At 53.2% G+C, this 22,583-nt stretch carries 24 protein-coding genes; 14 read left to right on the plus strand and 10 right to left on the minus strand.

Annotated features, from left to right (window positions below):
- The first annotated feature begins 54 nt into the window (after positions 1-54).
- On the plus strand, positions 55-390 hold the full coding sequence (gene uspB, locus WES_RS19660) for a universal stress protein UspB (RefSeq protein ID WP_000626187.1): 336 nt from the start codon (positions 55-57) through the stop codon (positions 388-390).
- A gap of 67 nt (positions 391-457) precedes the next feature.
- On the opposite strand, the gene pitA is transcribed toward uspB, so the two are convergent.
- Complete coding sequence (gene pitA, locus WES_RS19655) at positions 458-1,957, minus strand: inorganic phosphate transporter PitA (RefSeq protein ID WP_000902771.1); 1,500 nt, start codon at positions 1,955-1,957, stop codon at positions 458-460.
- A gap of 230 nt (positions 1,958-2,187) precedes the next feature.
- On the opposite strand from pitA, the gene WES_RS19650 reads away from it, so the two are divergent.
- Positions 2,188-3,387, plus strand: a complete 1,200-nt coding sequence (locus WES_RS19650; protein ID WP_016158892.1) for a BaiN/RdsA family NAD(P)/FAD-dependent oxidoreductase — start codon at positions 2,188-2,190, stop codon at positions 3,385-3,387.
- A 67-nt stretch (positions 3,388-3,454) separates the two neighbouring features.
- Here WES_RS19650 and WES_RS19645 read toward each other — a convergent pair whose 3' ends face one another.
- Entirely contained in the window at positions 3,455-4,342 is an 888-nt protein-coding gene (locus WES_RS19645) for a LysR substrate-binding domain-containing protein (protein ID WP_000566329.1), read from the minus strand.
- Positions 4,343-4,475: 133 nt separating this feature from the next.
- On the opposite strand from WES_RS19645, the gene WES_RS19640 reads away from it, so the two are divergent.
- The 5 genes from WES_RS19640 (at position 4,476) to WES_RS19620 (ending at position 8,231) form a co-directional block, all read left to right on the plus strand.
- Positions 4,476-5,486, plus strand: coding sequence for an aldo/keto reductase (locus WES_RS19640; RefSeq protein ID WP_000023622.1), 1,011 nt, complete (start codon positions 4,476-4,478; stop codon positions 5,484-5,486).
- Between the two features lie 19 nt (positions 5,487-5,505).
- Complete coding sequence (locus WES_RS19635) at positions 5,506-6,303, plus strand: SDR family NAD(P)-dependent oxidoreductase (protein WP_000762716.1); 798 nt, start codon at positions 5,506-5,508, stop codon at positions 6,301-6,303.
- Positions 6,304-6,328: 25 nt separating this feature from the next.
- Positions 6,329-6,745, plus strand: coding sequence for an SRPBCC family protein (locus WES_RS19630; RefSeq protein ID WP_016158893.1), 417 nt, complete (start codon positions 6,329-6,331; stop codon positions 6,743-6,745).
- A gap of 157 nt (positions 6,746-6,902) precedes the next feature.
- The gene (locus WES_RS19625) at positions 6,903-7,115 is read left to right on the plus strand and encodes a YdgH/BhsA/McbA family protein (RefSeq protein ID WP_000848792.1); all 213 of its coding nucleotides are present in this window, start codon (positions 6,903-6,905) and stop codon (positions 7,113-7,115) included.
- Between the two features lie 18 nt (positions 7,116-7,133).
- Entirely contained in the window at positions 7,134-8,231 is a 1,098-nt protein-coding gene (locus WES_RS19620) for an alkene reductase (protein WP_016158894.1), read from the plus strand.
- 104 nt (positions 8,232-8,335) lie between these two features.
- Here WES_RS19620 and WES_RS19615 read toward each other — a convergent pair whose 3' ends face one another.
- Complete coding sequence (locus WES_RS19615) at positions 8,336-9,334, minus strand: permease (RefSeq protein WP_016158895.1); 999 nt, start codon at positions 9,332-9,334, stop codon at positions 8,336-8,338.
- A gap of 105 nt (positions 9,335-9,439) precedes the next feature.
- Here WES_RS19615 and WES_RS19610 point away from each other — a divergent pair, with 105 nt between their 5' ends.
- A complete protein-coding gene (locus WES_RS19610) occupies positions 9,440-9,736 on the plus strand; it encodes an ArsR/SmtB family transcription factor (protein WP_016158896.1) in 297 nt (98 codons plus the stop codon).
- A gap of 42 nt (positions 9,737-9,778) precedes the next feature.
- Here WES_RS19610 and WES_RS19605 read toward each other — a convergent pair whose 3' ends face one another.
- On the minus strand, positions 9,779-10,831 hold the full coding sequence (locus WES_RS19605) for a DUF2776 family protein (protein ID WP_016158897.1): 1,053 nt from the start codon (positions 10,829-10,831) through the stop codon (positions 9,779-9,781).
- A gap of 495 nt (positions 10,832-11,326) precedes the next feature.
- Here WES_RS19605 and WES_RS24320 point away from each other — a divergent pair, with 495 nt between their 5' ends.
- The 6 genes from WES_RS24320 (at position 11,327) to WES_RS19580 (ending at position 17,130) form a co-directional block, all read left to right on the plus strand.
- Positions 11,327-11,440: a hypothetical protein gene (locus WES_RS24320; RefSeq protein WP_212976463.1), complete on the plus strand. Its 114-nt coding sequence runs from the start codon at positions 11,327-11,329 to the stop codon at positions 11,438-11,440.
- Between the two features lie 62 nt (positions 11,441-11,502).
- Positions 11,503-12,570, plus strand: coding sequence for an HlyD family secretion protein (locus tag WES_RS19600; RefSeq protein WP_016158898.1), 1,068 nt, complete (start codon positions 11,503-11,505; stop codon positions 12,568-12,570).
- Positions 12,567-15,302, plus strand: coding sequence for a ribosome-associated ATPase/putative transporter RbbA (gene rbbA / locus WES_RS19595; RefSeq protein ID WP_016158899.1), 2,736 nt, complete (start codon positions 12,567-12,569; stop codon positions 15,300-15,302). Before WES_RS19600 ends, rbbA begins: the two co-directional genes overlap by 4 nt.
- Positions 15,302-16,426, plus strand: coding sequence for an ABC transporter permease (locus WES_RS19590; protein ID WP_010350603.1), 1,125 nt, complete (start codon positions 15,302-15,304; stop codon positions 16,424-16,426). The genes rbbA and WES_RS19590 overlap by 1 nt, the downstream gene beginning before the upstream one ends.
- Before the next feature lie 72 nt (positions 16,427-16,498).
- Positions 16,499-16,774: a type II toxin-antitoxin system HicA family toxin gene (locus WES_RS19585; protein ID WP_001260301.1), complete on the plus strand. Its 276-nt coding sequence runs from the start codon at positions 16,499-16,501 to the stop codon at positions 16,772-16,774.
- On the plus strand, positions 16,771-17,130 hold the full coding sequence (locus WES_RS19580; RefSeq protein ID WP_000593555.1) for a type II toxin-antitoxin system HicB family antitoxin: 360 nt from the start codon (positions 16,771-16,773) through the stop codon (positions 17,128-17,130). Before WES_RS19585 ends, WES_RS19580 begins: the two co-directional genes overlap by 4 nt.
- Before the next feature lie 119 nt (positions 17,131-17,249).
- On the opposite strand, the gene nikR is transcribed toward WES_RS19580, so the two are convergent.
- The 6 genes from nikR to nikA are packed head-to-tail and all read right to left on the minus strand — an operon-like array spanning position 17,250 to position 22,572.
- Complete coding sequence (gene nikR, locus WES_RS19575; RefSeq protein WP_001190062.1) at positions 17,250-17,651, minus strand: nickel-responsive transcriptional regulator NikR; 402 nt, start codon at positions 17,649-17,651, stop codon at positions 17,250-17,252.
- Positions 17,652-17,656: 5 nt separating this feature from the next.
- Complete coding sequence (nikE, locus tag WES_RS19570) at positions 17,657-18,463, minus strand: nickel import ATP-binding protein NikE (RefSeq protein WP_016158900.1); 807 nt, start codon at positions 18,461-18,463, stop codon at positions 17,657-17,659.
- Positions 18,460-19,224: a nickel import ATP-binding protein NikD gene (gene nikD, locus WES_RS19565; protein WP_016158901.1), complete on the minus strand. Its 765-nt coding sequence runs from the start codon at positions 19,222-19,224 to the stop codon at positions 18,460-18,462. The genes nikE and nikD overlap by 4 nt, the downstream gene beginning before the upstream one ends.
- The gene (nikC, locus tag WES_RS19560) at positions 19,224-20,057 is read right to left on the minus strand and encodes a nickel ABC transporter permease subunit NikC (protein ID WP_001008963.1); all 834 of its coding nucleotides are present in this window, start codon (positions 20,055-20,057) and stop codon (positions 19,224-19,226) included. Before nikC ends, nikD begins: the two co-directional genes overlap by 1 nt.
- A complete protein-coding gene (gene nikB / locus WES_RS19555; protein ID WP_000947068.1) occupies positions 20,054-20,998 on the minus strand; it encodes a nickel ABC transporter permease subunit NikB in 945 nt (314 codons plus the stop codon). The genes nikC and nikB overlap by 4 nt, the downstream gene beginning before the upstream one ends.
- A complete protein-coding gene (gene nikA, locus WES_RS19550; RefSeq protein ID WP_016158902.1) occupies positions 20,998-22,572 on the minus strand; it encodes a nickel ABC transporter substrate-binding protein in 1,575 nt (524 codons plus the stop codon). The genes nikB and nikA overlap by 1 nt, the downstream gene beginning before the upstream one ends.
- Positions 22,573-22,583: the final 11 nt, after the last annotated feature.

Consider the following 22,583-nt stretch of genomic DNA (forward strand, 5'->3'; position numbering starts at 1 on the left):
CGGGAGCGGTAGCCCCGGAGTGGAACTCCGTGGGCCGGTCGCCGGGGAGGAGGTATGATAAGCACCGTCGCATTATTTTGGGCTTTATGTGTCGTTTGCATTGTTAACATGGCGCGCTATTTCTCATCACTACGCGCGTTGTTAGTGGTACTGCGTAATTGCGATCCATTGCTCTATCAATATGTAGATGGAGGGGGCTTTTTTACCTCACATGGCCAACCTAACAAACAGGTGCGTCTCGTTTGGTATATCTATGCTCAGAGGTATCGCGATCATCACGATGATGAATTTATTCGTCGCTGCGAGCGTGTGCGTCGGCAGTTTATTCTGACCAGCGCATTGTGTGGTCTGGTCGTGGTAAGCCTGATTGCATTGATGATCTGGCATTAAGTACCACAGCAATAACGCATAAAAAAAGCGGGTCAGAAAACTGACCCGCTCGTTTTGGTGCGTGCGATTACAGGAACTGCAAGGAGATCCAGTACAGCCCGCCGGAGAGCAATATCGCAGCCGGGAGAGTAAACACCCACGCCATCAGAATGCTGGTTACTGTTTTACGCTGTAAGCCGCCACCATCAACAACCATCGTCCCCGCTACGGAAGAGGAGAGTACGTGAGTGGTGGAAACCGGCATCCCGGTATAACTCGCCAGGCCGATAGACACCGCAGCCGTCATCTGGGCAGACATCCCCTGAGCGTAGGTCATGCCTTTCTTACCGATTTTCTCACCGATAGTCGTTGCCACGCGACGCCAGCCAATCATCGTACCGATACCTAACGCCAGCGCGACCGCCATGATGATCCACACCGGAGCGTACTCGATGGTACTCAGCATATCGGACTTCAGTTTCTTCAATAGACGCTGATCATCTGCTGTGACGCCAGGCATTTTCACCACTTTGTCGATGGTGTCAGAAACGCACAGCATAATGCGGCGCATCTGGCTACGTTGGTCAAGCGACAGCTTGTCGTAGCTTTCTACGTCAGCAGTCAACATGCCTTTCAGGCGATTGAGCGCGTTAATGGTATTCGACGGATGGCAATGGAACTCCGCAGGTTGTGTTGCGCCTGCTTCCGGAGTCGGTACTAACTGATCAGCACCGGTCGCCTGTTTCAGCAGTGCAGGGTGTTGCTCAAAATAAGCTTCCACGTTGTTGATTGCATCACGGGTACGAGTGATTTCGTAGCCTGAGGCATTCATATTAACCACGAAGCCCGCTGGTGCGACGCCAATCAGCACCAGCATAACCAGACCAATGCCTTTCTGACCATCGTTCGCACCGTGAGAAAACGCCACGCCGACAGCGGAAAGGATCAGCGCGATACGCGTCCAGAACGGCGGCTTTTTCTTACCGTCTTTCTTTTCACGCTCCGCTGGGGTCAGGTGGATACGGGCGCGTTTCTTAGTGCCGCTCCAGTAGCGACGCAGCAAGAAAATCAGACCGCCAGCAAACACCAGGCCGACAATAGGGGAAACGATCAGAGATGCGAAAATACTTAATACTTTCGGGATATTGAGTGCATCCACCACTGACGTACCGGTCATCAACGCATTGGTTAAACCAATACCGATGATTGCGCCGATCAGCGTATGGGAGCTGGATGCAGGCAAACCAAAGTACCAGGTACCCAGGTTCCAGATAATCGCCGCCAGCAACATAGAGAACACCATGGCGAGACCATGGGACGATCCCATATTAAGCAGCAAGTCTGTCGGTAGCATATGCACAATGGCATAGGCAACACTAAGACCACCCAGCAAAACACCCAGGAAGTTGAACACTGCCGCCATAACCACTGCGAGCTGAGAACGCATCGCGCGGGTATAGATGACAGTTGCCACAGCGTTGGCTGTGTCATGGAAACCATTAATGGCTTCGTAGAACAGCACAAAAGCCAGTGCAAGCAATAATAACAGCCCGGTATGCAAATCCAGGCCAGCAAACAAATGTAGCATAGGACGTTACGCCATTTTGAGGACATGAACGCGGCGCATTATCAGTGACTTTCGCGGCGCGGGCAAAGTGAAATATAGATTTTTTTGATTTGCCTCCTGTATGATTTTCACTCAAAAAATAATTATCTTATATAATTCAGGTAAATACTTCCCCTAAGTAATATTGATGCTGGTGCGACCACTGAGGAATCTTTACAATTCACGCCCGTTTTTTCTAAGAGGAGCGCAACGTGGAAAGGTTTGATGCCATTATTATAGGCGCTGGTGCGGCTGGTATGTTCTGTTCTGCGCTGGCAGGTCAGGCGGGACGCAGAGTTTTGCTGATTGATAATGGTAAGAAACCGGGGCGCAAAATCCTCATGTCTGGCGGTGGGCGCTGCAACTTTACCAACCTTTATGTCGAACCTGGTGCCTATCTGAGCCAGAATCCGCATTTTTGTAAGTCAGCTCTCGCCCGCTTTACCCAGTGGGATTTCATTGATCTGGTCAATAAACACGGCATCGCCTGGCACGAGAAAACGTTAGGACAACTCTTCTGTGATGACTCTGCACAGCAGATTGTCGACATGCTGGTGGATGAGTGTGAAAAGGGTAATGTGACCTTCAGATTGCGCAGCGAAGTGCTGAGTGTGGCGAAGGATGAAACGGGGTTTACGCTTGAACTGAACGGTATGACCGTCGGCTGCGATAAACTGATCATTGCCACCGGAGGTCTCTCGATGCCTGGTCTGGGCGCATCGCCGTTCGGTTATAAAATTGCCGAACAATTTGGCCTCAATGTGTTGCCAACCCGCGCTGGCCTGGTGCCATTCACCCTGCATAAACCGTTGCTGGAAGAGTTACAGGTGCTGGCGGGCGTGGCGGTGCCTTCGGTGATCACCGCTGAAAACGGCACCGTATTTCGCGAGAACTTACTCTTCACTCATCGTGGCTTATCCGGCCCTGCGGTATTACAGATTTCCAGCTACTGGCAGCCGGGCGAATTTGTCAGCATCAATCTGCTACCGGATGTGGATCTCGAAACCTTCCTTAATGAGCAGCGTAACGCACATCCAAACCAGAGCCTGAAGAACACCCTGGCGGTTCATCTGCCGAAACGGTTGGTTGAACGGTTACAACAACTGGGGCAAATCCCGGATGTCTCGCTAAAACAGCTCAACGTGCGTGATCAACAGGCGCTGATTACCACATTAACCGAATGGCGTGTGCAGCCCAACGGCACCGAAGGCTATCGTACCGCCGAAGTGACGCTCGGCGGTGTGGACACCAACGAACTCTCTTCACGGACAATGGAAGCGCGCAAAGTGCCGGGGCTGTACTTCATTGGTGAAGTGATGGACGTCACCGGCTGGCTGGGGGGCTATAACTTCCAGTGGGCGTGGTCGAGCGCATGGGCTTGTGCGCAGGATTTGGCGGCTGTGAATAAATAATAAAAATTCGGCGCCGTTATCAACATCAAGGCTGGGAAGCGGGAACTAATGGTTCCCGCTTAACGTTTTATTCACCGCGCAGAATCTGGCGGAAATGGGAAACCAGCGGACGTTGGTTGGCTTTATGCCATGCTGCCCATAATTGCGTTGAATAATTCATCCACGGCAATTCACGTAATACCACTCCTTCCGGCGCATTATGACGCAGACTATGTTGAATTAAGGCCAGACCTAATCCCGCAGCGACCAGACCTAACGCTGTGAGTGGTTCACCCGCTTCCAGGCGAATATCAGGATTAAACCCAGCGTTAACACAAGCGGCGACAAAATGATCGCGAGAATGCGCATCGTCGTTATGAATCACCGCAATCCACTGCTCATCGCCAAGTTGTGACGCGACAAGGTTTTCCTCCTGCGCCAGAGGATGATTTTGCGGTAAGGCCAACAACATTCGATCATCCAGAACCTGAATATATTCCAGATCCTGCTCGCTGTCGGCGGGCGGCGTATCGACCAGAGAAAAATCGAGACTGCGCTGGCGCAGGCCTTCAATCTGGGTGGCCGGTGGTTGGCTGTAAAGTGCGATATGCACATTCGGACGCGATACACGTAACGTACGTAGCGCCGTAGAAAGCACCCCGGAATGCATGGCGTTTTCAATATAGCCAATACACAAGCCACCATCTTCACCACGCCCCAGGCGTTTGCCTAACGACTCCAGACGGTTGGCGTGTGTCAGCAACGAACGTGTTTCGGCAAGGAATGTCTGTCCATCAGCGGTCAGGCGAATGCGCTGCTGATTACGCTCAAACAGCATCAGCCCCAGCCGTTCTTCCAGTTGTGCAATCTGGCGGCTCAGCGGTGATTGCGAGATATGTAATCGCTCGGCTGCGCGTCCCACGTGCTCTTCTTCTGCGACCACCACGAAGTACTTCAGTTGGCGTAAATCAATCATGTTAGACCTCAAAGGACTTAAGTCAGACGAATTATGTCCTATCAAGTCACAACCTCGCAAGGTAATGTGATCCACGTCACAGGGCGATAGCAAAAAAACGTCCGAACCCAAACCGAATAATTGAGGACATCTTATGAGCATCAAAAATTTACTTCCCGGCAAAATTGGCTTAGGCGGCGCACCGCTCGGCAACATGTTCCGTGCCATCCCGGAAGAAGAGGCTCACGCCACCGTGAGCGAAGCCTGGAACCTGGGCGTGCGTTACTTCGATACCGCGCCGCTGTACGGCTCTGGCCTTTCTGAAATCCGCATGGGTGAAGCGCTGTCTCAGTATCCACGCGATGAATATGTTCTGAGCAGCAAAGTCGGCCGCATCATGCTGGACGAAATGGAAGATCCAGCAAAACGTGATTTCGGGGAAAAAGGTGGCCTGTTCGAACACGGCCTGAAAAACAAAATTCTGAATGACTACTCTGCTGACGCCACGCTGCGCTCGATTGAAGACAGCCTGAAACGCCTGAAAACAGACCGTCTGGATATTGTCTGGATCCACGACCCGGCGCAGGACTTCTACGGTGACAGCTGGCTGGAGCAGTTCAACATTGCCCGTACCGGTGCGTTTCGTGCGCTGACACGTTTGCGTGACGAAGGTGTGATTAAAGCCTGGGGACTGGGTGTGAACCGCGTCGAACCTTGCGAACTGACGCTGGCGCTGGACGAACCGAAGCCAGATGCGTTCCTGCTGGCGGGGCGTTATTCCCTGCTTGATCACGAACGTGCGCTGCAACGCCTGATGCCAGAAGCACTGGAACAGAATGTGGATATCGTTGTCGGTGGTCCGTACAGCTCTGGCGTACTGGCAGGCGGCGAGCACTTTGAATATCAGAAAGCCTCTGCGGCCATCCAGCAGAAAGTGGCGCAAATTAACGCCATTGCCACACGTTTCAATGTGAACGTTAAAGCAGCTGCGCTGCAGTTCGCGCTGGCAAACCCGGCCGTTGCGGCGGTTATTCCTGGCTCCAGCCGTCCTGGCCGTATGGCAGAAGATCTGGCTGCACTGAATGCGCCTGTTCCGGCTGAATTCTGGGCAGAAATGCGCCGTCAAAATCTGGTTGCGGAAAACGCTCCGCTGCCGACCCGTTAATCAACCTGGTGAAAAAACGATGAAACTGGATCTGACAGGTAAAGTCGCGGTGGTCAGCGGCTCAACCTCCGGCATTGGGCAGGGTATCGCCGCCGGACTGGCAAAAGCAGGCGCAACGGTGGTTGTCGTCGGCCGTAAACAGAGCGGCGTTGATGACGCCATGGCTGCGATTGCGGCACAAACTCCCACAGCGTCACTGCGCGGCGTGGTGGCCGATCTCAGCACCGAAGACGGCGTGGCTGCGCTGATCGCTGCAGTCCCAACGGCTGATGTGCTGGTCAATAATCTGGGGATTTTCAACGATAAAGATTTCTTTAGCGTGCCGGATGATGAGTGGATGCACTTCTATAACGTCAACGTCCTCTCCGGCGTTCGTCTGGCGCGTCACTATGCGCCAGGCATGACGGAACAGGGCTGGGGGCGGATTATCTTTGTCTCGTCTGAATCCGGCGTGGCAATCCCTGGCGATATGATCAACTACGGCGTCACCAAAGCCGCGAATCTGGCGGTCTCTCATGGTCTGGCGAAACGACTGGCGGGGACCGGTGTGACCGTCAACGCCATTCTGCCAGGGCCAACCTTTACCGATGGCCTGAAAGAGATGCTGGCGGATGCCGCTGCACAGTCGGGACGCAGTGCGCGTGAACAGGCCGATGAGTTTGTTAAAACCTCGCGTCCGAGCTCCATCATCCAGCGTGCGGCGGATGTGGAAGAAGTGGCGAATCTGGCGGTTTATCTCGCGTCACCACTTTCCTCGGCAACCACAGGGGCAGCCCTGCGCGTCGATGGCGGCGTCGTCGACACCCTGACTATGTAACCCTATAAATTAAGAGAAAATTATCATGGCTAAAACAACTGTATCGATCGAAATCCCGGCTTCTGCCGACGCCGTATGGCAATTGATGGGCGGCTTTGATGCGCTGCCAGACTGGCTGCCATTCATCCCGAAAAGTGTGGTGACAGAAGGTGGTCGCGTTCGTTCGCTGACAACCTCTGACGGTGGCACTGTGGTTGAACGTCTGGAAGCGTTTGATAACCGTCAACGCAGTTATACCTATTCCATTATTCAGGCACCGTTCCCGGTGGTGGATTACCTCTCCACCATTACCGTTCATGAAACCACCGACAGCCAGGTTTCCCGTGTGGAATGGTTCGGTGAATTCACCCCGGTGAATGTGACGAACGAAGAGGCCGAGGAGCTGTTTACCGGCATCTATCGGGATGGTCTCAAGGCGCTGAAGGACAACTTTGTTGCCTGATGCGATCGACAGGCGTCGGAATGTCCGGCGTCTGATTATTAACAAAAACAGAATAGTCTATTGTCATTTGTATCATTTATGTTATCAGACGGCAGGCGTATTCTCTCCCCATCGCGTTAATAAACGCCAAACAATTAAGACACTCTGGAATATAAACATGAAAACGATCATCGCAATTTTTACGGCTTCTCTTTTCTCTGTCGCGGCGTTTAACGCATCGGCGCAAAGCGTGACAGCAACCGGTACAACACTGGATTCTGCGGAAGCGGTTATTGCGCAGAAAGCGAAAGAGATGAACGCCTCCGAATACAAAATTACCAGCGCTCGCATGGGCAATACCGTCACCATGAGTGCCGAACTGTATAAATAATCGCGCGAGGAACCCATTATGTTATTTGCTAAATATGCGCTGAATGCGTTGCCATTAAAAAACCGTATTGTAATGCCATCGATGACGCGTTCCCGCGCCGGTGCGGGTGACGTTGCGACTGACATGATGGCGGACTATTACGCGCAGCGTGCCAGTGCTGGACTTATCATCAGCGAAGGTACGCAAATCAGCCAGCAGGGGCAGGGTTATGCCTGGACGCCGGGTATTTATTCTGAGGCGCAGATTGCTGGCTGGAAAAAAGTGACCGATGCGGTACATCACGCAGGTGGTAAAATTTTTGCTCAGCTGTGGCACGTCGGTCGCGTGTCTCATACCGTGCTGCAACCGAACGGCGCCGCACCGGTGTCCTCTTCGGCGATTCAGGCCGAAGGGGTAAAAGTGTTTGTCGATGTGGAAGGCCGTGGTCCGGAGAACGGTGTTGGCGAGATGGTTCAGCATGACATGCCACGTGCACTGACGCTGGAAGAGATCCCGTCTATCGTTGATGACTATGCACAGGCGGCGCGTAATGCGATTGCCGCTGGCTTTGACGGTATTGAGTTGCACGGCGCGAACGGCTATCTCATTAACCAGTTCATTGACTCGCAGGCCAACCTGCGTGATGACGAATACGGCGGCTCGCTGCAAAATCGTCTGCGCTTTATGAAAGAGGTGGTGGAAGCTGTCTCTTCGGCGATTGGTAAAGAGCGTGTAGGAATTCGTCTCGCACCGCTGACTACGCTGATGGGCTCCAGAGACGATACGCCGGAAGCGACCTACCTCGCGGCGGCAAGCGTACTGAACGAGCTGGGGATTGCCTATATCCATATTGCCGAAGCCGACTGGGAAGATGCGCCGGTGATGCCTGCGGCCTTTAAAGAAGCGCTGCGCATAATTTTCCACGGCACGCTGATTTACTCCGGTAAATACACCAAAGCGCGCGCCGAAGAGGCGCTGGCTAACGGCTGGGCGGATCTGATTGGTTTTGGTCGTCCGTTTATTGCCAACCCGGATCTTCCGCATCGTCTGGAAAACGATTTACCGCTGAATGCGCCCATCAAAGAGAAATTCTTTGGCGGCGGTAAAGATGGATATCTGGATTATCCGGTTCTCTGAATTTGTTTTTTGTCACATGTAGATATCGTTACATATCAATTTGTTGTGTTTTTAGTGACATTATTTTCATGTCAAATATTGAAACTTTTTTTAACGCTACAGCCTCAGAATAACGCTTGCGTTACATATCCCATGACCACTGCCATTCCTAAAATTACCATCAGAAAGGCAATAATCATCGGCGTGCGAAACATCGATTTCAGCAAAATAACTTCTGTTAAGCTGGCACCCGCGCTACCGATGATGAGTGCCATTACAGCTCCCATCCCCATGCCTTTGGTCATTAATACCGACGCGAGGGGAATTACGGCCTCTGCACGTATATAGAGCGGGATACCTATAACCGCGCTCAAGGGGATGGCCAGTGGATTATCCGTTCCGGCATGTGCTGCAATCCATTGCGCTGGAATAAAGCCATAAATAAATGAGCCAATTAGTACCCCAATTAACAGGTAGGGCAGCACTTCTTTAAATTGCAGCCATGCATCCTTTATTGCCTGAGTCAGCAGGCTGGGGGGAGCCGTTTTGGCTGCACTACAGCAATTAACAGCAGGTTTTGCGGTACAGCAAGATGTGGTTTGTGGCGTAAACGTCGAGGAGCGCAAGTTAATAACGGGTTTATCGGACACCGGTTTGCAGCAGCTCGCGTTGCTCGCCTTCGCCGGTATGACGTATCGTTCGAAGCCAACAAAATCCAGTAACAAACTGGCGCTCAGCGAAACACCGCACGCAATAACGGCGTACAGCAACGTTACCTTCCAGCCAAATGTTGCCCACATTAGCCCGACGATAATCGGGTTGAGTAATGGTGAAACAAACAAAAAGGTGAGCATTGGGCCAAATCCCGCTTTTGCAGAAAGAAGACCGCGAAGCATGGGAATGGTTGAGCAACTGCAAAATGGAGTCACTGCACCTAACATTGCTGCCAGCAAATAACCGCGCCCTTTACGCGCACCCATCATTTTCTGGATCTTATGAGCCGGGATTTTCTGACGGATTACGCTGACACCAGCACTGATAAGAAGAAAAAGTAACGATAGCTCTACGGCTAAGACCAGGAACATCCCGGCGGCGTCGCGCAGCCCTGGTAACCATTCAAACATTTTATATCCTCTATAAAACTATATTTCTAAAATTATCGAAATGATGAGCGATGAGCAAGATATTTCTGGTATCATCGAAATATCAATTAACCGGAGAAACTACTTATGGAACTGGAAGATGTCGCTAAGGCACTGAAAGAATTAGGTCATCCGACCCGTTTGTTTATTTTTCGTCATTTGGTCAAAGCGGGAGAGCGCGGGATGCCGGTAGGCGAGTTACAGAAGGAGCTTGCGATCCCCGCATCGACCTTAAGCCACCATATCTCGGCGCTGGTCTCCGTTGGTCTGGTTAAGCAAAACCGCGAAAGTCGCACGTTGATGTGTGTCTCGCAATATGATGTTCTGGAAGTAATTATTAGTTTTCTGCGTGAAGAGTGCTGCGTGAATAACGGGAAGTATTAATATTCGCCGGGCTGTAGCATAACCACAACCCGGCGAGAGCCATTATTTTTTCGCAGAACCCGCTTCTAATATAGAAACGATTGAAAACAGCGTAAAACATACTGCACCCAAGCCCACCAGAACCCGCGAGGGAATAAAGTAAGCCATATCGATTTGCGCAATTTCAGCAAGGAACGCCGCGAGGAACAGGCAAAACAGACAGGTAAATACCGGTATCATTGGTATTCTGTTGGTTAATAAACAGGAGCGTCTCCAGACCAACGCCAGCAACCACACTTTGGAGAAAATACTGTAGCAGATCATTCCCAGACAAATGAGAATAATGCCGGGTGCCAGACGGTCGCTTGCATCTGAACTGATTAATACGTAGATACCCTGAATAACGGTAAGTGAGCCGAGCAAAATAACCCAATAGCACCAGAGCCAATGTTCTTTCTCTGAGAATGTATTCCGCGTTTGATGAACAATGGTGGCGACCAGACCAATAAGACAAGCGCAAATTGCCGTTAGCCCCAGGAGTACATGGCCTGCAACATAATGCGCTGTAATATCTGCACTACGCAAAAGAGTAACTGACCAGAGGAAACCAAAGAGAGTCAGAAGTAGTGGCACGGCAATTAAGCAATTACCAATAAACGAAGAATAAGCCTGAAGCGGAGTTCCATCGCTTTTACTACCTGCTGAGTTTTTCGGGATGAGCAGAAAATGCCCGGAAGATGCCGCGACGGTTGATACGCAGGCGGCAATCATCCCAACACCAAAAATAACGTGCCCGGCAACAAATTCATCCGCCATCACATTATCGCTTGCCAGCAGAGACCATCCCCAAATCATCGTTGCAACGGAACCTGCATAACCAATAATAGGAAATAGCGTGTTGTAGAATTTATTCACACCATGATTTAACTGAGAGATGATAATAAATGCAGTAGTGAACAACGCCAGGCATATTGCAGAAAGAGAAATTAAAACATGCCCTGCAACGAAATATTCACTTTGCCCAGAACCTGCTAATACAAAATCACCTAACGCGATGCATATTATACCCATTATCAAAGGGATTAATTTAAACAACCATCCGATATATATGTTCATCTCAATCTCCATATGCGTTTCCGCTAATGTCAGAAAGCGTGTAAGTAGTATTTTTAGTCAATTAAATATAACAATGAGATACCACTAATTGTAAAAAGTAACTTTACTATAACCGGATTTATTGTTCTGAGTATTGAATTTTATAGGCGAGTTAATGCTGGCAAATAAATATTTATCCTACAGCTAATTCTGAATTAATATCTTTTCCTTATTTTTCATCGTTGCTTAAAACGCTGCTTTTTCTCATCCACCCTCTTTTCGCAAAAATACCTTATTACCTTTCGTTAAGATATTTGTACACAAGAGAATAATAACGCTGTGTGATAGTCACCGTTCCTGTTAAGGATATTTTGGGTTAAAAACGTAATCGAAATGTAGAACATCGTGATGTATCACAAGCTGATTGTAATCAAATAGACAACATGAATATAACTGTTAGTATTTAATTGATTTCAATTATGAGTATGCGTGTTTCATTTACGGCCAGGAATGCTGATGATGACAACATTACTACCCGTTTTCACTAAGCCTTCCCCGTTGGCGCTCATCTTGCGGCGCCCTGGTCGTATATGCCGTTTCCTTCTCATCCCGGATGGAAGAATTCGCTGAACATCGTTCGGCGGCTGCTGTAACACGCGTCGTTTAATTACAGGGATTATGGCGGGTCGATTATGGATAAGATTAAGCGCCATCTGGCGTGGTGGGTTGTCGGGTTACTGGCGGTTGCGGCCGCCCTGGCGTGGTGGTTATTGCGTCCGGCAGGTGTACCGGAGGGTTTTGCCGTCAGTAATGGTCGCATTGAAGCGACGGAAGTGGATATCGCCAGTAAAATTGCCGGGCGTATCGACACCATTCTGGTGAAAGAGGGGCAGTTTGTCCGCGAAGGCGAAGTGCTGGCGAAGATGGACACTCGTGTGTTGCAGGAGCAGCGACTGGAAGCCATCGCGCAAATCAAAGAGGCGCAAAGTGCCGTTGCCGCCGCGCAGGCTTTGCTGGAACAGCGGCAAAGTGAAACTCGTGCCGCACAGTCGCTGGTTAATCAACGCCAGGCTGAACTGGACTCCGTAGCCAAACGTCATACGCGTTCCCGCTCGCTCGCCCATAGTGGGGCTATTTCTGCGCAACAACTGGATGATGACCGCGCCGCCGCTGAAAGCGCCCGTGCTGCGCTGGAATCGGCAAAAGCCCAGGTTTCGGCTTCTAAAGCCGCTATTGAAGCGGCACGTACCAATATCATTCAGGCACAAACTCGTGTAGAAGCTGCGCAAGCCACTGAACGGCGTATTGCGGCAGATATCGACGATAGTGAACTAAAAGCCCCGCGTGACGGACGCGTGCAGTATCGGGTTGCTGAGCCAGGCGAAGTGCTGGCGGCAGGCGGTCGGGTGCTGAATATGGTCGATCTGAGCGACGTTTATATGACCTTCTTCCTGCCAACCGAACAGGCGGGCACGCTGAAACTTGGCGGCGAAGCACGGCTGATCCTCGATGCCGCGCCAGATTTGCGTATTCCTGCGACCATCAGTTTTGTCGCCAGCGTCGCCCAGTTCACGCCAAAAACCGTCGAAACCAGCGATGAACGGCTGAAACTGATGTTCCGCGTCAAAGCGCGTATCCCACCGGAATTACTCCAGCAACATCTGGAATATGTCAAAACCGGTTTACCGGGCGTGGCGTGGGTGCGGGTGAACGAAGAACGTCCGTGGCCTGAAGACCTGGTGGTGAGGTTGCCGCAATGACGCATCTGGAACTGGTTCCCGTTCCGCCTGTCGCGCAACTGGCGGGCGTGAGCCAGCATTATGGAAAAACCGTTGCGCTGAACAATATCACTCTCGATATTCCGGCTCGCTGCATGGTTGGGCTGATTGGCCCGGACGGCGTCGGGAAGTCGAGTTTGTTGTCGTTGATTTCCGGAGCCCGCGTCATTGAGCAGGGCAATGTGATGGTGCTGGGCGGCGATATGCGCGACCCGAAGCATCGCCGCGACGTCTGCCCGCGTATCGCCTGGATGCCGCAGGGGCTGGGCAAAAACCTCTACCACACCTTGTCGGTGTATGAAAACGTCGATTTTTTCGCCCGCCTGTTCGGTCACGACAAAGCGGAGCGGGAAGTACGAATTAATGAGCTGCTGACCAGCACCGGGTTAGCTCCGTTTCGCGATCGTCCGGCAGGGAAACTCTCCGGCGGGATGAAGCAAAAACTTGGGCTGTGCTGTGCGTTAATCCACGACCCGGAACTGTTGATTCTTGATGAGCCAACAACGGGGGTTGACCCGCTCTCTCGCGCTCAGTTCTGGGATCTCATCGACAGTATTCGCCAGCGGCAGAGCAATATGAGCGTGCTGGTCGCCACCGCCTATATGGAAGAGGCCGAACGCTTCGACTGGCTGGTGGCGATGAATGCCGGAGAAGTGCTGGCGACCGGTAGCGCCGAAGAACTGCGTCAGCAAACACAAAGCGCCACGCTGGAAGAAGCATTTATTAATCTGTTACCGCAAGCGCAACGCCAGGCGCATCAAGCGGTAGTGATCCCACCGTATCAACCTGAAAACGCAGAGATTGCCATCGAAGCGCGCGATCTGACCATGCGTTTTGGTTCCTTCGTTGCCGTTGATCACGTCAATTTCCGCATTCCACGCGGGGAGATTTTTGGCTTCCTCGGTTCGAACGGCTGCGGTAAATCCACCACCATGAAAATGCTTACCGGACTGCTGCCCGCCAGCGAAGGTGAGGCGTGGCTGTTTGGGCAACCGGTTGATCCAAAAGATATCGATACCCGTCGTCGGGTGGGCTATATGTCGCAGGCGTTTTCGCTCTATAACGAACTCACCGTGCGGCAAAACCTTGAATTACATGCTCGTTTGTTTCACATCCCTGAAGCGGAAATTCCCGCGCGAGTTGCTGAAATGAGCGAGCGTTTTAAGCTCAACGACGTTGAAGATGTTCTGCCGGAGTCATTGCCGCTCGGCATTCGTCAGCGGCTTTCACTGGCGGTAGCGGTGATTCATCGCCCGGAGATGTTAATCCTCGATGAGCCTACTTCTGGTGTCGATCCGGTGGCGAGGGATATGTTCTGGCAGTTGATGGTCGATCTCTCGCGTCAGGACAAAGTGACCATTTTCATCTCCACCCACTTTATGAACGAAGCGGAACGCTGCGACCGTATCTCGCTGATGCACGCCGGAAAAGTGCTCGCCAGCGGCACGCCACAGGAGCTGGTTGAGGAACGTGGAGCCGCCAGTCTGGAAGAGGCATTTATCGCCTGTTTGCAGGAGGCGGCAGGGCAGAGCAACGAAGCCGAAGCGCCGCCCGTGGTGCACGACGCTACTCACGCGCCGCGTCAGGGATTTAGCCTGCGCCGTCTATTCAGCTACAGCCGCCGTGAAGCACTGGAACTGCGCCGCGATCCGGTCCGTTCGACGCTGGCGCTGATGGGAACGGTGATCCTGATGCTGATAATGGGCTATGGCATCAGTATGGATGTGGAAAACCTGCGCTTTGCGGTGCTTGACCGCGACCAGACCGTCAGCAGCCAGGCGTGGGCACTCAATCTTTCCGGTTCCCGTTACTTTATCGAACAGCCGCCGCTCACCAGTTATGACGAGCTTGACCGCCGAATGCGTGCGGGCGATATCACGGTGGCGATTGAGATCCCACCCAATTTCGGGCGAGATATCGCGCGCGGTACGCCTGTGGAACTCGGTGTCTGGATCGACGGTGCGATGCCCAGCCGTGCCGAAACGGTAAAAGGTTACGTGCAGGCGATGCACCAGAGCTGGCTACAGGATGTGGCGAGCCGGCAATCGACGCCCGCCAGCCAAAGCGGGCTGATGAATATTGAGACGCGCTACCGCTATAACCCGGATGTAAAAAGCCTGCCAGCGATTGTTCCGGCAGTGATCCCGCTGTTGCTGATGATGATCCCGTCAATGCTAAGCGCCCTTAGCGTGGTGCGGGAAAAAGAGTTGGGGTCGATTATCAACCTTTACGTTACCCCCACCACCCGTAGCGAATTTTTGCTTGGCAAACAACTGCCGTACATCGCGCTGGGGATGCTGAACTTTTTCCTGCTCTGCGCCTTGTCGGTGTTTGTGTTTGGCGTGCCGCATAAAGGCAGCTTCCTGACGCTCACCCTGGCGGCGCTGCTGTATATCATTATTGCCACCGGAATGGGGCTGCTGATCTCCACCTTTATGAAAAGCCAGATTGCCGCCATTTTCGGTACGGCGATTATCACGTTGATTCCGGCGACGCAGTTTTCCGGGATGATCGACCCGGTGGCATCGCTGGAAGGGCCGGGGCGTTGGATCGGCGAGGTTTACCCCACCAGTCATTTTCTGACTATCGCGCGCGGGACGTTTTCGAAGGCGCTGGATCTGACTGATTTATGGCAACTTTTTATCCCGTTGCTGATAGCCATACCGCTGGTGATGGGCTTAAGCATCCTGCTGCTGAAAAAACAGGAGGGATGATGCGCCATTTACGCAATATTTTTAATCTGGGTATCAAAGAGTTGCGCAGTCTGCTTGGTGATAAAGCGATGCTGACGCTGATTGTTTTCTCGTTTACGGTGTCGGTGTACTCGTCGGCAACCGTTACGCCAGGATCGTTGAATCTCGCACCGATCGCCATTGCCGATATGGATCAATCGCAGTTGTCGAACCGGATCGTTAACAGCTTCTACCGCCCGTGGTTTTTGCCGCCGGAGATGATCACCGCCGATGAGATGGATGCCGGGCTGGACGCCGGGCGCTATACCTTCGCGATAAATATTCCGCCTAATTTTCAGCGTGATGTCCTCGCCGGACGCCAGCCGGATATTCAGGTGAACGTCGATGCCACGCGCATGAGCCAGGCGTTTACCGGCAACGGGTATATCCAGAATATTATCAACAGTGAAGTGAACAGCTTTGTCGCGCGCTACCGTGATAACAGCGAACCGTTGGTATCGTTGGAAACCCGGATGCGCTTTAACCCGAATCTCGATCCCGCGTGGTTTGGCGGGGTGATGGCGATCATCAACAACATTACCATGCTGGCGATTGTGCTGACCGGATCGGCGCTGATCCGCGAGCGAGAACACGGCACGGTGGAACACCTGCTGGTGATGCCGATAACGCCGTTTGAGATCATGATGGCGAAGGTCTGGTCGATGGGGCTGGTGGTGCTGGTGGTGTCGGGATTATCGCTGGTGCTGATGGTGAAAGGCGTGCTGGGCGTACCGATTGAAGGCTCGATCCCGCTGTTTATGCTGGGCGTGGCGCTCAGCCTGTTTGCTACCACGTCAATCGGTATTTTTATGGGGACGATAGCGCGCTCAATGCCGCAACTGGGGCTGCTGGTGATTCTGGTGCTGCTACCGCTACAAATGCTTTCCGGTGGCTCCACGCCGCGCGAAAGTATGCCGCAGATGGTGCAGGACATTATGTTGACCATGCCGACGACACACTTTGTTAGCCTCGCGCAAGCCATTCTCTACCGTGGTGCCGGATTCGAAATCGTCTGGCCGCAGTTCCTGACGCTGATGGCAATTGGCGGCGCGTTTTTCACCATCGCGCTGCTGCGATTCAGGAAGACGATTGGGACAATGGCGTAAGGAAGGGAAACTTGACTTCATATTGTGATGTCATACTATTGATGTCATAAAGTGAAGTCATAAGGACATGCCATGAGAACTCAGGTACAGGCTTTACGGAAGAAACAAAAAAATACATTGGATCAAATATTTAAATCTCCTGTTCCTCAAGGGATTAAGTGGTCTGATATAGAGTCACTGGTTAAAGCATTAGGCGGAGAAATTAAGGAAGGAAGAGGCTCGCGTTGTAAATTCATACTAAATATGAGCGTTGCGTGTTTCCATCGGCCTCATCCGTCGCCAGATACCGATAAAGGCGCTGTAGAAAGCGTGCGTGACTGGTTACTAAGTATAGGGGTAAAACCATGATCAAACTGAAGACGCCAAACTCTATGGAGATTGCCGGGCAACCTGCTGTTATCACCTACGTGCCGGAGCTGAATGCATTTCGTGGCAAATTCCTGGGCTTGTCAGGTTATTGTGATTTTGTCTCTGACAGCATTCAGGGGCTGCAAAAAGAAGGGGAGCTTTCCCTGCGAGAGTATCTTGAGGATTGTAAAGCTGCGGGTATTGAGCCTTATGCGCGTACAGAAAAGATTAAGACCTTTACGTTACGCTATCCAGAATCGCTGAGTGAACGCCTTAATAATGCGGCTGCGCAGCAACAAGTCTCTGTTAATACCTATATTATTGAAACGCTGAATGAGCGTTTGAATCATTTATAAATTTTAGCGGCGTTCATTACGTAGAACATCTGCCTTTACAGGATCTATCTATGCAACTGAACTTAATTTTATAAATTAAGTTCAGTTAATATCTTTTCTTTCCGCGTTTCAGAAATAACTCAATCTTCCTTCGGCAGGCACTGCAAATGTCCGTGCCGCACGCCGCGCTGGGCGATAACGTCATCGGCAAAATGTTGCACGTCGCCCATGTCGCCTTTCAGCACGGCGATTTCCAGACAGTCGTCGTGATTAATGTGCACATGCAGCGTGGCGACCGAGAGATCGTGGTGATGATGCTGGGTGGAGACAATACGGCTGGCTAAGTCGCGTTTTTCGTGTTCATACACATACGACAGCACTGCGAAACCTTGCGTGCCGTGCTGCTGAGTAGCTTCCTGCGCCAGGGCACTACGCAGAATATCGCGGATAGCTTCGGAACGGTTGTTATAACCACGACGCTGGCTCAGGCTGTCCAGCGTCTCCAGTAAATCGTCATCAAGCGTGATGGTGACTCGTTGCATTTGCGTTAAACCTTTTCAGTGGCGCGACGGCGCACGGGGAATGCGGGTAATACCGCGTTTTGTAGCACACGTCCGGCGTCAGAGGAAAAGGTTAATTTATCTCCCACCACCTGGGTTTCGACGATTTGTCCGTTGTCCATCACCATCACCCGCTGACAGAAGCGTTCCACCAGGCGTAAGTCGTGGGTGATGAACAGGCAGGCGGTGCCAAACTGTTGTTGTAGCTTTTTCAGCAGGCGAATGACGCCCGCCTGTAATACGAGATCAAGGTTAGAAACCGCTTCATCCAGAATCAGCAGTTTCGGTTCGACCGCCAGTGCGCGCGCCAGGCAGACGCGCTGGAGCTGGCCACCGCTTAACTGCGGTGGGCGTTTGTCGAGCACGCTGTCGTCGAGATCGACCGCGCGCAACATTTCGCTGGCGCGCGCCAGTTGTTCGGATTTTTTCAGTGATAGCAGGTGGCGCATCGGTTCACGCAGGATCTCGCGCACGGTTTTGCGCGGATTCACGGCGCTGATGGAGTCCTGAAATACCATCTGAATATCGCGGCGGAACGCTTTACGCTGGGCGCGATTGAGTTTCGCCAGCGGTTCGCCGCGCCAGCTAATATTCCCTTGTGAGGGCAATTCTAAGCCTACCAGTAGCCGCGCGAGGGTGCTTTTTCCGCAGCCGCTGCGTCCCAGCAGGGCGACGGTTTCACCGCTTTTCAGGGTCAGGGAAACGTTATTCAGCACCGTCTGATGTTGATGTTTTCCGCTAAATCCACCGTGGGCATAGTGATGGGAAAGGTCGGAGACGTTAAGTAAAGTCATGATGCCAGCTCCATACCGTAGAGGGCGAGATGAGCGGAAACCAGGCTGCGCGTCACCGTATGTTTGGGGGCGTTAAACAGCGTTTCTACATCGCCCTGTTCGACAATCTTACCGTGTGACATCACAGCCACGTCATCCGCCAGACGCGCCACAACGCCCATATCATGGGTGACCAGCAGCATTCCCGGCGCTTGTTTTTGCATAATGCTTTCCAGCAGATCGAGGATGCGCGCCTGTGCTACCACGTCGAGGTCGGTGGTCGGTTCATCGGCGATGATAAACGGTGATTCACACAGCACCGCCATCGCAATCATCATGCGCTGCAACATGCCGCCGCTCATCTCGAACGGGTACAGCTTCAGCACGCGCGCGGCGTTTTCCAGCCCCACCGCTTCTATGGCAGCGGTAAGCGTGGCGTCATCGGCGGGTTTCCCCAGCGCCAGGCAGGTTTCCCGCGCGTGGGTCTGCATGGTGTGTAGCGGATTAAAGGCGCTGCGCGGGTTCTGCATGATGGTGGCAATTTTTATCCCGCGTAGCGCACAAGGCGAAACCGGCTTGCTATCGGCTAAAATTTCCCCCGCCGTCTGGCGAACGCCAGCGGGCAGAATGCCCAGCGTCGCGGCGCAGGTCAGTGATTTCCCGCTGCCGCTACCGCCGACTAACGCCAGCACACGCCCGCGTTTAAGGGTTAACGATACGCCGTGCACCAGCGGCTGCGCGGCCTGTAGCGCGATATTACGTAGTTCAATCTGTTGCGGCATTAGTGTGCGTGCTCCGTCACCAGATGAGGGTCCAGATGATCGCGCAGTGCGTCACCCACCAGGTTAAAGGCCATCACGCTGATAAACAGCGCCAGCCCCGGCCAGAACATTTGCAGTGGCTGGGTCCAGATATACTGACGCGCGTCGTTAATCATCACGCCCCATTCGGCGGTCGGAGCGGTCACGCCGAGGCCGAGGAAGGACATCCCCGCGACGTGCAGCATCATATGGCCGATATCCAGCGTCGCCAGCACCAGCAGCGAGGGGATCACCGCGCCTGCCAGATGATCAACAAACACCCGCACATGCCCCGCGCCAGAAAGCCGTGATGCCAGCACAAACTCGCGCTGGCGCAGCGAAATCACAAGGCTGCGCACCATGCGCGCGTACCACGCCCAGTGTGACAGGGCGATGGCGATAATGACGTTGGTCAACCCGGTGCCAAGCACGCCAACCATAAAGAACGACAGAATCGAGGTCGGGAAGGTCATAAACATATCGGCGACGCGCATGGTGGCCTGATCAACACGCCCGCCAATCAGCCCCGCGCTGCCGCCAATGACCAGCCCTAATGTCAGCACCAGCAGCAGGCAGGCCATTACCGAGCCGAGCGACACGCGGGTCGCCGCCATCAGCCGCGAGAAAATATCACGCCCTAAGTGATCGGTGCCCAGCCAGTGCTGCGCATCCGGCGAGAGCAGGCGCGACGGCAGATCAATCGCCTGTGGATCATACGGCAGCCACCACTGGCTGGTGAGCGCAATCAGCGCCAGCAGGGCGATAATGATCAGCGCCAGGCGTACCGACCAGCGGGAAGAGAGGAAAAAATTCACGCGTGCGCTCCTTCATGACGACGAATGCGCGGATCCAGCGCAGCGTTGAGCAAATCGACAATCAAATTACAGACCACAAAAACCACCACCATCATCAGCGTAAAGCATTGAATCACCGGATAGTCGCGGTTGAAAATCGCCGACACCGCATAGCGCCCGACGCCCGGCCAGGCAAAGATGTTTTCGATAATCATCGTCCCGCCGATCAGTTCGCCGATGTGCATCCCCACGGCGGTGATCATCGGCAGCGAGGCATTGCGCAGGATGTGACGGCGTTCGGTCTGTTTGTCGTTCAAACCGCGCAGCCGCGCCCAGGTGACGTGACGCTGACCGGCGACGTCCAGCATACTGGCGCGCAGCAGCCGCGCGTTAATCGCCAGCGACATAAAGGCGATGGAAACCGCCGGCAAAATGATGTGCTGCCAACCGCCGTAACCCATCGCGGGCAGCCATTGCAGATACACTGAAAACGCCATTACCAGCAAAAACGCTAGCCAGAAGTTAGGCATTGAGACGCCGAGAAACGCGATGAAACGTACGGCGAAATCCGGCAGGCGGTCGCGATGGCGCGCCGCCCAGATACCGAGTGGTACGGAAGTGAGCAGAATTAACACCAGCGCCGCGCCCGCCAGTTCCAGCGTGGCGGGCAGGAAGTTCAGCATATCGTCCAGCACCGGGCGTTGGCTGGCGAATGAGATGCCGAAATCGAGATGCAGCGCCTTCCACAACCAGGTGCCGTACTGGACGTACAGCGGCTGATCCAGTCCCAGCATGGTGCGGGTAGAGGCCAGCATCTCCGGCGTCGGCGGCAGGTTAGATAAACGCAAATAGTCGAGCGCCGGGTCACCGGTGCCGAGGCGCAACATCAGAAAAATGATCACCGAGGCGGCGAGCACCATCGGGATCAGCAGCAGAAAGCGGCGTAATACGTAACGCAACATTAAGGTTTCACCGGTTTAATCTGTTCGAACGGAATTTCGGTGGCGATCGGCGCGTAGGGGATGTTGCCCAGTTCCGGTTTCGATACCACCATCATTGAGATGTAGCTGATAGGCAGGTAAACCGCCTCGTCATGCAGACGGGTCAGAATGTCGCGATACAGCGCCTGACGTTGCGTTTCATCATGGGTCGCCAGTACTTCGCCGATCTCTTTATCAATCAGCGGCTTGTCGGCTAATCCTTGCTGAGCCTGGAAGTCAGCGTGCGACGGTACGCGCATCGAACTCAGAAAGGCGTGTGGATCGTAAGGCGCTCCCCAGGTACGGTGGAAAATCATGCCAAAACGACCGTCGCGTTGACGAGCATAGATACTGCTCTCTTCTTCGCCGATCAGCGAGACATCAGTGCCAATCTGGCGCATATCGGCCTGAATGATTTCCGCCATTGATTTGCTTAACGCATCGGTGCCGATAAACGACAGTTCAATGCGCAGCGGCTGACCGTTTTTCTCGCGGATATCTTTACCTGCGGGCAGCGTCCAGCCTGCTTTTTCCAGCAATTCTTTCGCTTTCTGTGGATCGTACTGGCGCGGCTTCAGGCCGAGATTAGCGTAGGGCACGGAAGGGGCAAACAGGGTGTCGGCGACCTGCTGAGTGCCATACAACGCATTATCAATCAGCGATTTTTTGTTCACCGCGTAATTGAGAGCTTCCCGCACTGCCAGCTCGTTGGTGGGGGCTTTGGCAGTATTAAGCGCCAGCATCACGGTTTCGATCGGCTGTGACAGTTGGGTATGGTAAGCCGGATTCTGGCTAAAGCGGGCGAAGGTATCGAGCGGTAATAACCCTTCGTTTCCGTACAGCAGGTCGATATCGCCAGTTTCAAACGCCACCGCGCGGGTAGTCGGGTCCGGGATCACGTTAAAGGTGATCTTTTTAATCGCCGGCTTTTCGCCCCAGTAGTTTTCGTTACGGACGAAGACATCGTACTGATTCAGTTTCGATTCCTGCAAAACCCACGGTCCGGTGCCAATCGGTGCTTTAATTCCGTTCATGGTTTCATGGTTTTTAAACTGCGAGGGGGCGATAAAGCGGAAAGGACGGGGCAGGGCCAGTTCTTGCAGGAAAGGATAGTAGGCGCTTTTCAGGGTGATTTGCAGCTCCGTTTTACTGAGTGCTTTAACATCAACAATCTGGTTTGCCAGCTCCAGCCAGGCGTGACGTTGACGGTTATCGAGCACTACGCGGAAGTTTTCTGCCGCCGCCTCGGCATCGAACGGTTCACCGTTGGAGAATTTCACGTCATCACGCAGGGTGAAGGTCCAGGTTTTACCATCTTCTGAATGAGTCCAGCTTTTTGCCAGCCACGGGATCACCGAACCGTCTGCCTGATATTTCACCAGCGGTTCATAAACCATGCTCTGGGCGAACATCTGGTTAGGCGTGTAAAGGTGCGGGTTTAGTGGCCCGACATTCACCGGCCAGGCGGTGGTGATTTCATCTGGTGCAGCGGCATGGACGATAAAAGACGCACAAGCCAGCAGCGCAAATAGAGTGCGGCGGAGTGTGGAGAGCATGGTAACCCCAA

Source organism: Escherichia sp. KTE31 (assembly GCF_000407925.1).
Taxonomy (GTDB): Bacteria; Pseudomonadota; Gammaproteobacteria; order Enterobacterales; family Enterobacteriaceae; genus Escherichia; species Escherichia ruysiae.

What these genes read in the sequence shown, in the direction of transcription:
- uspB (WP_000626187.1), top strand. Translation starts at nt 55, where the DNA reads ATGATAAGCACCGTCGCATTATTTTGGGCTTTATGTGTCGTTTGCATT.
- pitA (WP_000902771.1), bottom strand. Translation starts at nt 1,957, where the DNA reads ATGCTACATTTGTTTGCTGGCCTGGATTTGCATACCGGGCTGTTATTA.
- WES_RS19645 (WP_000566329.1), bottom strand. Translation starts at nt 4,342, where the DNA reads ATGATTGATTTACGCCAACTGAAGTACTTCGTGGTGGTCGCAGAAGAA.
- WES_RS19640 (WP_000023622.1), top strand. Translation starts at nt 4,476, where the DNA reads ATGAGCATCAAAAATTTACTTCCCGGCAAAATTGGCTTAGGCGGCGCA.
- WES_RS19635 (WP_000762716.1), top strand. Translation starts at nt 5,506, where the DNA reads ATGAAACTGGATCTGACAGGTAAAGTCGCGGTGGTCAGCGGCTCAACC.
- WES_RS19630 (WP_016158893.1), top strand. Translation starts at nt 6,329, where the DNA reads ATGGCTAAAACAACTGTATCGATCGAAATCCCGGCTTCTGCCGACGCC.
- WES_RS19625 (WP_000848792.1), top strand. Translation starts at nt 6,903, where the DNA reads ATGAAAACGATCATCGCAATTTTTACGGCTTCTCTTTTCTCTGTCGCG.
- WES_RS19620 (WP_016158894.1), top strand. Translation starts at nt 7,134, where the DNA reads ATGTTATTTGCTAAATATGCGCTGAATGCGTTGCCATTAAAAAACCGT.
- WES_RS19615 (WP_016158895.1), bottom strand. Translation starts at nt 9,334, where the DNA reads ATGTTTGAATGGTTACCAGGGCTGCGCGACGCCGCCGGGATGTTCCTG.
- WES_RS19610 (WP_016158896.1), top strand. Translation starts at nt 9,440, where the DNA reads ATGGAACTGGAAGATGTCGCTAAGGCACTGAAAGAATTAGGTCATCCG.
- WES_RS19605 (WP_016158897.1), bottom strand. Translation starts at nt 10,831, where the DNA reads ATGAACATATATATCGGATGGTTGTTTAAATTAATCCCTTTGATAATG.
- WES_RS24320 (WP_212976463.1), top strand. Translation starts at nt 11,327, where the DNA reads ATGATGACAACATTACTACCCGTTTTCACTAAGCCTTCCCCGTTGGCG.
- WES_RS19600 (WP_016158898.1), top strand. Translation starts at nt 11,503, where the DNA reads ATGGATAAGATTAAGCGCCATCTGGCGTGGTGGGTTGTCGGGTTACTG.
- rbbA (WP_016158899.1), top strand. Translation starts at nt 12,567, where the DNA reads ATGACGCATCTGGAACTGGTTCCCGTTCCGCCTGTCGCGCAACTGGCG.
- WES_RS19590 (WP_010350603.1), top strand. Translation starts at nt 15,302, where the DNA reads ATGCGCCATTTACGCAATATTTTTAATCTGGGTATCAAAGAGTTGCGC.
- WES_RS19585 (WP_001260301.1), top strand. Translation starts at nt 16,499, where the DNA reads ATGAGAACTCAGGTACAGGCTTTACGGAAGAAACAAAAAAATACATTG.
- WES_RS19580 (WP_000593555.1), top strand. Translation starts at nt 16,771, where the DNA reads ATGATCAAACTGAAGACGCCAAACTCTATGGAGATTGCCGGGCAACCT.
- nikR (WP_001190062.1), bottom strand. Translation starts at nt 17,651, where the DNA reads ATGCAACGAGTCACCATCACGCTTGATGACGATTTACTGGAGACGCTG.
- nikE (WP_016158900.1), bottom strand. Translation starts at nt 18,463, where the DNA reads ATGACTTTACTTAACGTCTCCGACCTTTCCCATCACTATGCCCACGGT.
- nikD (WP_016158901.1), bottom strand. Translation starts at nt 19,224, where the DNA reads ATGCCGCAACAGATTGAACTACGTAATATCGCGCTACAGGCCGCGCAG.
- nikB (WP_000947068.1), bottom strand. Translation starts at nt 20,998, where the DNA reads ATGTTGCGTTACGTATTACGCCGCTTTCTGCTGCTGATCCCGATGGTG.
- nikA (WP_016158902.1), bottom strand. Translation starts at nt 22,572, where the DNA reads ATGCTCTCCACACTCCGCCGCACTCTATTTGCGCTGCTGGCTTGTGCG.